Source organism: Fulvivirga kasyanovii (genome assembly GCF_009711405.1).
Taxonomy (GTDB): domain Bacteria; phylum Bacteroidota; class Bacteroidia; order Cytophagales; family Cyclobacteriaceae; genus Fulvivirga; species Fulvivirga kasyanovii.
Genome location: NZ_SMLW01000404.1, coordinates 1 through 8,775, shown reverse-complemented (window position 1 = coordinate 8,775; position 8,775 = coordinate 1). Strand labels below are relative to the sequence as shown.

7 protein-coding genes are annotated in these 8,775 nt (G+C 41.2%); 5 read left to right on the top strand and 2 right to left on the bottom strand.

Going from position 1 to position 8,775, the window contains the following annotated elements; all coding sequences use genetic code 11:
* Window positions 1–3,063 (top strand): T9SS type B sorting domain-containing protein (locus E1163_RS05465; RefSeq protein WP_155170307.1); only part of this gene is annotated, 3,063 nt, incomplete at its 5' end.
* A 322-nt stretch (window positions 3,064–3,385) separates the two neighbouring features.
* On the opposite strand, the gene E1163_RS05460 is transcribed toward E1163_RS05465, so the two are convergent.
* Window positions 3,386–4,396, bottom strand: a complete 1,011-nt coding sequence (locus E1163_RS05460; RefSeq protein ID WP_155170305.1) for an acyl-CoA reductase — start codon at window positions 4,394–4,396, stop codon at window positions 3,386–3,388.
* A 208-nt stretch (window positions 4,397–4,604) separates the two neighbouring features.
* Here E1163_RS05460 and E1163_RS05455 point away from each other — a divergent pair, with 208 nt between their 5' ends.
* Window positions 4,605–4,952, top strand: coding sequence for a 4Fe-4S dicluster domain-containing protein (locus E1163_RS05455; protein ID WP_155170303.1), 348 nt, complete (start codon window positions 4,605–4,607; stop codon window positions 4,950–4,952).
* A 40-nt stretch (window positions 4,953–4,992) separates the two neighbouring features.
* Here the strand turns inward: E1163_RS05455 and E1163_RS05450 are convergent, their stop codons facing one another.
* Window positions 4,993–5,898 (bottom strand): DUF58 domain-containing protein, encoded by a 906-nt coding sequence (locus E1163_RS05450; protein ID WP_155170301.1) that lies wholly within the window; start codon window positions 5,896–5,898, stop codon window positions 4,993–4,995.
* 178 nt (window positions 5,899–6,076) lie between these two features.
* Here E1163_RS05450 and E1163_RS05445 point away from each other — a divergent pair, with 178 nt between their 5' ends.
* The 3 genes from E1163_RS05445 to ychF all read left to right on the top strand — a co-directional run bounded on the left by E1163_RS05445 (window position 6,077) and on the right by ychF (window position 8,713).
* On the top strand, window positions 6,077–6,433 hold the full coding sequence (locus tag E1163_RS05445) for a DUF3276 family protein (protein WP_343033754.1): 357 nt from the start codon (window positions 6,077–6,079) through the stop codon (window positions 6,431–6,433).
* Window positions 6,434–6,511: 78 nt separating this feature from the next.
* Window positions 6,512–7,609: an AI-2E family transporter gene (locus tag E1163_RS05440; RefSeq protein WP_185155971.1), complete on the top strand. Its 1,098-nt coding sequence runs from the start codon at window positions 6,512–6,514 to the stop codon at window positions 7,607–7,609.
* 6 nt (window positions 7,610–7,615) lie between these two features.
* On the top strand, window positions 7,616–8,713 hold the full coding sequence (ychF, locus tag E1163_RS05435) for a redox-regulated ATPase YchF (protein WP_155170299.1): 1,098 nt from the start codon (window positions 7,616–7,618) through the stop codon (window positions 8,711–8,713).
* Window positions 8,714–8,775: the final 62 nt, after the last annotated feature.

Sequence of the window (8,775 nt, the reverse complement as noted above, 5' to 3'; positions counted from 1 at the left end):
GATGCGACCACGTTTACCGATGGTCAGATCATTGAGGTAGAGGCAGTATCCGCGGCATGTGGAACATTTACAGAAACCATTACCTTAAATATCAATACGACTCCGACATTGTCATTGACCCAATCACCTGATCCCGGATTGTGTACCGGTTCTTCAGTGGAGGTGTCTGCAACTTCAGGTTTTGATACTTATGAGTTCAGGGATGGTGTAGGCGGTCCTGTTTTGCAGGCAGCTTCGGTAGATAATACTTTCGATGCGACCACATTTACAGATGGCCAGGTGATCGAGGTAGAGGCCGTATCAGCTACATGCGGAACGTTTACATCCACTATTACTATAAATATTAATGCAACACCTTCACTAAATTTAACTCAAAACCCTTCACCAGCATGTTCCGGGGTGTTAGTGGAAATTCTTGCAACTTCAGGTTTTGATACTTATGAGTTCAGGGATGGTGTAGGCGGTCCTGTTTTGCAGGCAGCTTCGGTAGATAATACTTTCGATGCGACCACATTTACGGATGGTCAGGTTATCGAGGTAGAGGCAGTATCAGCTACCTGTGGAACATTTACAGAAACTATTACATTGGACATTAATGCCTCTTCTACGTTAGTACTAGTGCAGAACCCTGACCCCGGATTATGTACTGGTTCATCTATAGAGGTGTCCGCTACCACTGGATTCGATACTTATGAGTTCAGGGATGGTGTAGGCGGTCCTGTTTTGCAGGCAGCTTCGGTAGATAATACTTTTGATGCGACCACGTTTACCGATGGTCAGGTAATTGAGGTGGAGGCTGTATCAGTAACTTGTGGGACTTTTACAGAAACCATTACCTTAAATATTAATGCGTCAGCTTCTGTTAATTTAGTTCAGAGCCCGGCAGCTGCATGTGCAGGTACACTTGTTACTCTTACTGCAACTACTGGTTTTGATACTTATGAATTCAGAGATGGCGTAGGTGGTCCGGTTTTACAGGCTGCTTCAGCGAACAATTCATTTGCTTCTACGTCATTTACTGACGGGCAAATCATTGAAGTAGTGGCAGTTTCGGCTTCTTGTGGAACCTTTACGTCGACTCTTCCAGTAAATATCCTCCCTGCTACAGACCCGGCATGTAGTGGTGGGTCCAACTGCTTTGCTTTCACCAAAAGCATTGTTTCCATAACGAGACCTGATTGTGATGACAATAATGGTGCCTTTAGATTGGAGATAACGGGTACAACAAGCTCAGGGCTTCAGGTTATTTTTGAAGCAGGATCAGGCTTGGGTAGCTATAGTGTAGCTTTTCCATCAAATACACTGGTTATTGCTGAGGACTCTCTTAGTGCAGGTATATACAGGTATTCTATATCAGATGGGGCAGGTAATACATGTTCTTTTGCAGACTCCTTTATTGAGTTGAAAGAGCTTTCTTCTGTTGATGCGGAGCTCCTACCTGGTTCAGAGACTGCTGTTACATGTTTTGGAGATGCTAGTGGAACAGCTACACTCACGGGGCTATCAGGTTCCTTTACTGGGGATTACTGGTATAATGCATCGGGTATTTATGTGCCATTGGGCAATGACAGAATTGTCAGAAACTTGTCAGCCGGCACAACTACCATACTTGTTGCAGGGGCAAAGCCTGACGGTTCAATTAATTTAAGCTGTCCTGCAGAAGTAGATGTGACAATATTTAACAGTAATCCTCAGATCACATTAACGACTTCTACTACAGATGCAAGCTGTGACAACAATGACGGAAGTATAACAGTTACCTCAATCAGTGGAGGAACAGGCTCTTATAGCTATCGTCTTGATGGAGTGGTCTTTAATGATTTGCCATCCGGCGGTAAGTTCGAAAATATGGCAGGTGGTAATCATATACTAACCGTTATTGATGACGGAGTAACTGGATGTGAAAGAGACTTTAATATAGTGGTGCCATTCCCAGGATTGGTTGATTTTTCAACTAATCCGGTTGATCCTGATTGCAGTAATAACACCGCTTCAAATGGAGAAATTGAGGTGATTATACATTCAATTGGTCAATTCCAGGTTGGTATAAGTACCGATCAGACTACAGATCCGACAGAGTTCTTTGATGTTTCCTCTAATGGGTTTGGTTCATTTACTTTTGATGATTTGGCAAAAGGTGACTACTATGTAACGGTTGTTTCTACGGGAGCCACTTGTCCAAATAGACGATTGGTGTCTATTTCTGATGGGCCATCCGCTGTAAACTTTGACTATAAACTGGGGTGCATAACCGGTGGTGTTAACAGAGAGTTATTATTATCAAATATTAAAGGAGAAAATACTTCGCAGTATACCTTAAGAGTATTTGACAACTTCACATCTGACTTGGTGGATGAGATTACATTTACGCTCAATTCCGGTCAGCAGTTTTTAATTCAGAATCGTACCTTCCTTAACTTTAATAAGGAATACAGGTTGAGGCTTGTTCAGGAACAGGCGGCTTGTCCTGGGGTTGAAATAATCTATGAACATCCGGATATATTACGTATCCCTACCAAGCTATTTGCCCTGGTAGGTGAGACTACAAGCTCGTTGCCTGATAAGTTTACCGGGTCTATGCAGATACACGAATTCTCAGGAGGTGAACCGCCTTACCTGATAAGAATAGAGCTGGACTCTGCGGCTGTACCTGGACAATCCTACATCACGGATTATGATACAGTACGATTGAATAACAATTTGGAATTCGAACGTATCTATGAGGATATTCCTGCGGGTAGGTATTTTATTGAAGTGAGCGATGAATTAGGTTGCGTATTGCCACTTACAGGGCGCGTGCCTTTAAATACAGACCTTTTTGTACCTAACATCTTTACACCTAATGGAGATGGGTATAACGATACGTTCTTTGTCAGAAACCTTCCGGAATTTGATGTTGAACTTGTAGTTACCAATAGATGGGGAACAGAGGTTTATAAATCAGATGATTATAAAAATGACTGGACAGGGGATGACATCCCAGATGGTATATACTTCTATAAAATTGATGTGGCCGGCGAAGTGTACAATGGCTGGGTTGAGATAATGAGAGGTAAACCTTAACCAGGAAATAATTGATAACAAAAAAGGCCGCTATTAAGTGGCCTTTTTTGCTTTTGGGTCAATCTTAAAACTTGTGGAGCAAATGGGTTGGAAAATGGGAAGAATAAAGCTTGCAATGAGAAACTACTACTAGAAATAGGTTAAACCGCTTCTATCACTTTATTCTCATGTGCCAACTGCTTTCTTGATAAGCTATTAACAGTTGTATGTTAAACGCAGGGCAGCAAGGTCAGAGTCTCCTCAGAAATTCCGCTTGAATCCGCCCTGTGGAAGGAGGGTTAAGTGTTGATTTTTTCGGGAGTATAATCCAGTCCTAGCTTGCTTAAAGTGTCACCAAAAACTTCATGGTATCAACCCCGTCAGCATAATCCCAAACCTCAGGTTGCTGGGCATCTCCAAAGTTAACGCTGTCAGGTCTCTTATTATTGTTGGTGACTACACATTGGATCTTCTCTTTATTAGCCTCAAGTAGAGCCTCCAGCTCACTTTCTGAGGCGTACTGCTCGTAGAAGATGACAGAGATAGGGGAGACCATTGCATTATCTTCCTTGAGCATGAGAAAGCCATTGTCGAGGTGGGGGACTCCATTCACCAGGTAGATGGACTTATTGTAGTCGTAGTTGTTGTTGTATTTGTGATGGTCTGATACGTACTTGAAAGGCTCTATCGCGGCGTAAAACTGATCAAACTTATATCCTTTTGGGACATATAACTTGGCCACGTTACGACAGCCTAAGCCAAAGTATAGAAAGATGTCATCACCCAGCCTGGCCAGGTCTTCATCGGACTCAGAACCGGTTAACACTGCGCATGAGGTCCTGTTCTTTCTGATGATGTTAGGGTACTTGCCAAAGTAATAATTGAAATACCTGCTGGTGTTGTCACTTCCGGTGGCGATGATCGCATCTATGTCCTTTAGCTGGTCTCTGATGATGATCTGTTTTTCCAGAGCGGGAGAAATGTTAATAAGCTCGTGAACTACATAGGTCATCAACGCGGTGTCCTGTGAGCTTAGTTTAATGTGCGCCTGGTTGCCACTGATAATGACGGAAAGCAGGTCATGAAATCCTACGAGAGGTATATTGCCGGCCATCACTATTCCTACTTTCTTGTTTTGATTTCTTACAGGATATGCTTCGGCCCACCGGGTCAATTTGTCCTCGTGCAGGTAGTTGACAATGCCTTTAAGCGCAGATTCTACACTTTCCCGGGTAAACCAGGAATTGTTTGACCTGGCCTTTGCAAACAACTCTGTTGCTGTTTCTGCATCCAGGTTATCAATTCTTTTTCCCAGCTCCGTGAATGCTGCTATTCTTTCTTTAAGTTCTGTCATATCGGTAAACCTTTCGTCTGCGCTTTATGTTTGAAAGCAGGAAGATACTTCCTATTTTTGCAAAGATTAAAAATTAATCTTGTTTACGTAAAAATGAGCATGAACTTTAGTCATTTTTAGTACTAAAAGTCAGAAAATGAATCGTTTGTGTTTTACCTTTATGTATCTGTTAAAATTTAATGTTATACACGAGAAATAAGCTATAGATATGGCAATAATGATAACTGATGAATGCATCAACTGTGGTGCATGTGAACCGGAATGCCCCAACACTGCAATTTATGAAGGTGGTATAGAGTGGACCTGGAGTGGTGGTACTGAGCTTACAGAAGTTGAGATGGAAGATGGAGTCGTTATTGGCGGGGATGAGAACCAGGAGCCTGTATCTGATGAATTCTATTACATTGTGCCGGGTAAATGCACGGAGTGTACAGGTTTCCATGAGGAGCCTCAATGCGCTGCTGTATGTCCGGTGGATTGCTGTGTGCCTGACCCTGATTATGTAGAGACGGAAGAAGAGTTGATAGCCAAAAAGGAGTGGCTTCATAACGAATAATACTCAAAGGCAGTTTCTGGCTGTGGTCAGAAACTGCTTACTATTTCAGCTTTGACCTTTTTATAAGGTAGGCATTCAGAATGTCATTATAATCCTCATTAATATCAGCTTCAATAAAATCTATTTTTAACTGGCCACACCTCAATGCCAATTGCTGATAATACTCCCTGATCTGTTTTGTATAATGTTCCTTTACCTCATGTGGCTGAAGCTTAAGCTTGTCACCTGATTCCAGATCTATAAACTCGTATGGCCGGTCTTCAAATTCAAAGGTATACTCTGTGCTTTTATCAGTGACATGGAACAGCAGCACCTCATGTTTGTTATGTTTCAGGTGTTGCAAGCCTTTAAATATCTCATCCAGCTCATTTTCATTGTCAAACATATCGCTGAATATGATTATCAACGACCTTCGGTGATTTTTTTCAGCCACTTCATGAAGGATATTGGCAACGGCTGTTTTTTTGAGTTCACTTTTCTGGTTGAGCAGGTTTTCGAGTTGAATGAATATTTTGTTGAGGTGAGTGCCTGTTGATTTGATAGGTGTGGTGACCTCTATTTTATCCGAAAAAGTGGTGAGTCCAACAGCATCACGCTGTTTTTGAAGGAGGTAGGCTATGGCCGCTGAGGCCAGAATACTAAACGTAAGCTTACCCTTGTTCTTCTGCGGGTAATGCATTGAAGAAGAGTTGTCGATAACAATCTGGCATCTCAGGTTGGTTTCTTCTTCATATCTTTTAGTGTACAAGCGATCGGTTTTTGCATAAACCTTCCAATCGATATGTCGGGTGCTTTCTCCGGTGTTATATAGCTGATGTTCAGCGAATTCTACGGAGAAACCATGGTAAGGAGACTTATGAAGCCCAGTGATAAAACCTTCCACCAGTTGTTTGGCCAAAAAATCGATATGCCCCAGGTTTTTAACCTGGTTTAGGTCTAATTTCATACAAGATAATTGCTTGTTTCAGCAGATAAAGCTAAGGAATTGATCCCTTTACAACGCATGTAAATGAAAATTGTTTTATAATTAATAATTATCTGTTTGCATTAAACCTAATTATTATACTATATTTAAATCCGATTTATGTATAAAAGGCAAAATTGTAAACTAAACTATTAGGATTGTGGAAGAGAATAATACCAATGAAAGAGAGGAAATATTTTCAGAACGAGTAAGGGCGGGAAAAAGAACGTATTTCTTCGATGTTAAGGCAACGCGTTCGAACGACTATTATCTGACAATTACCGAGAGCAAGAGGAGGTATAAGGATGATGGGTTTACCTACGAAAAACATAAGATCTTTTTATATAAAGAAGATTTTAACAAGTTTGTTGAAGCCTTGAACAACACAGTAAATCATGTAAAAGATGAATTGCTTCCTGATATTGATTTTACCCAGTTTGACAGACCGTCAGATATGGATGGAGAGGATAGTGATGTGAGAAGGAGTGAGATCGATACCGAGTTAAAATGGGATTAAAATAATTAATAAACCATATAATGAGGAGCCCTTGAATTTCAAGGGCTTTTTTTGTTATGTTTGTTTAAAAGGATCAATATGCTCTGGCGAACATTGTTTTTTATTTTGATGGTTATCGTAGCAATCATTCTGCTGGGGTGGGTCTTTTTCGATATTTTTATTTATGTGGCCATAGCTATAGTGGTAAGCAGCATCCTCCGGCCATTGACCCAATACATGGCCAAGGCCCAGTTGTTCAATATCCGGATGCCTCGATTGCTTGCCGTGATTTTTTCATACCTGATCCTCATCCTTTTTATTGCTTCCTTCATTGTTTTGTTTATTCCTCTGATATCAGAGCAAATAGAGGTTATCTCCGGGGTTAATTATGAGAGCTTATACGACAGGTTAACCCTTCCCTTACAGCGGTTTGAACACTTCTTAATTGTCAACGGGCTTACCACCGAGCCGGAAGGCTTTATAGTGAACAGTCTTAGGGAAAGTATTATAGAATTCATTTCCAACGTTAAAATTGGAAACATACTGAATGACGTACTCGCAGTTACAGGTCAGTTTTTTGTGGGTATACTGGCTGTTAGTTTTATCTCATTTTTCTTCCTCTATGAAATGGGATCTATGCGCAAGAAGTTGATTTCTTTTATTCCCAATAAGTATTTTGAGGTTACAATAGCTGCTTATAATAAAATTGAGAGACTGCTCTCCAACTATCTGATCGGCTTATTGTTTCAAATGTTTTCCATATTCAGCATAGCATCTGTTGGTTTAGGTATTCTAGGGATCAGGTACGCCCTTACCATTGCGTTGTTTGCAGCAGTTGCCAACCTTATTCCATACATGGGTCCGATACTGGGAGCGACTTTTGGTATAGCGGTTGGGGTTTCTACAGGTACAGATCTGGTTACCTCTCAGGATTATATGTTTCTGATATTGAAAATAGCTTCGGTATTTGCTATTGTGCAATTAGTGGATAACATTGTACTTCAACCATTAATCTTTTCTAAAAGCGTAAAAGCTCATCCTTTAGAAATATTTATAATTATATTTGCAGGCGCTTCGCTGGCAGGTATTCCCGGAATGATTGCTGCCATACCTGTTTACACCGTAATACGGGTTTCCGTTTCAGAGTTGTATGCAGGTTATAGAAGCTATGGTATTTTTAAAGTTCAGAAAAAATAGAATTTCATGGCACTTAAATGTGGTATAGTAGGGCTTCCGAATGTGGGTAAGTCGACACTTTTTAACGCAATTTCCAATAACAAGGCAGAAGCTGCCAATTTTCCTTTTTGCACCATTGAACCTAACGTAGGAGTAATTACTGTTCCTGATGAGCGTTTACACATACTGGAAGAATTGGTGAACCCGCAAAAGGTATTGCCTACAACCATCGAGTTTGTGGATATTGCAGGATTGGTTAAGGGTGCCAGCAAAGGTGAAGGCCTTGGAAACCAGTTTCTTGCCAATATTCGTGAGGTGGATGCTATCGCTCACGTGGTGCGCTGCTTTGCCGACGATAATATTGTGCATGTGGAGGGCAGGGTTGATCCTATTTCTGATAAAGAAGTGATTGATGCGGAACTCCAGTTGAAAGATCTGGATTCGGTTGACAAAAAGATACTGCGCATTGAAAAGGTTGCTAAAAGTGGTGATGCCAAAGCCAAGAAAGATCTGGCCACACTTCAAAAATATAAGCAACACCTGGAGTCTGGTAAGAATGCCAGAACACTTGAAGTTGAAGACGAAGATAAAAAAGCGGTTGCTGATCTACAGTTACTTACCGCTAAGCCGGTGATCTATGTTGCCAACGTAGAGGAAACGGCACTGCCTGATGGTAATGAGTATTCTGAAAAGTTGAAACAGGCGGTGAAGGATGAAAATGCAGAAGTGGTAGTGGTTTCTGCTTCCATAGAAGCCCAGATCGCTGAGCTGGAAGATAAGGAGGAGCGTGAGATGTTCTTGTCAGAGTATGGCTTGAAGGAGTCAGGGTTGAACAAACTGATCAGAGCCGCTTACAATATCCTGAACCTGATCACTTATTTTACTGCCGGGGTGCAGGAGGTAAGGGCGTGGACCATTAAAAAAGGATGGAAAGCACCTCAGGCTGCGGGAGTTATACATACGGACTTTGAAAAAGGATTTATTAAGGCTGAAGTGATCAAACTCGAAAACTACCAGAAGTTTAAGTCAGAAGTGGCTTGTAAGGAAGCAGGGAAGGTTGCGATCGAGGGAAAAGAATATGTAGTGTGCGACGGAGATATTATGCACTTTAGATTTAATGTTTAAAAAAAGAATTTTATATTACATCGATTTTTAGATTTGGCGATTAAACGCTATTTTTATTAAAA

Excerpts from the sequence above, each read along its gene's own strand:
- E1163_RS05460 (WP_155170305.1), bottom strand. The coding sequence starts at position 4,396 with ATGACAGAACTTAAAGAAAGAATAGCAGCATTCACGGAGCTGGGAAAA.
- E1163_RS05455 (WP_155170303.1), top strand. The coding sequence starts at position 4,605 with ATGGCAATAATGATAACTGATGAATGCATCAACTGTGGTGCATGTGAA.
- E1163_RS05450 (WP_155170301.1), bottom strand. The coding sequence starts at position 5,898 with ATGAAATTAGACCTAAACCAGGTTAAAAACCTGGGGCATATCGATTTT.
- E1163_RS05440 (WP_185155971.1), top strand. The coding sequence starts at position 6,512 with ATGCTCTGGCGAACATTGTTTTTTATTTTGATGGTTATCGTAGCAATC.
- ychF (WP_155170299.1), top strand. The coding sequence starts at position 7,616 with ATGGCACTTAAATGTGGTATAGTAGGGCTTCCGAATGTGGGTAAGTCG.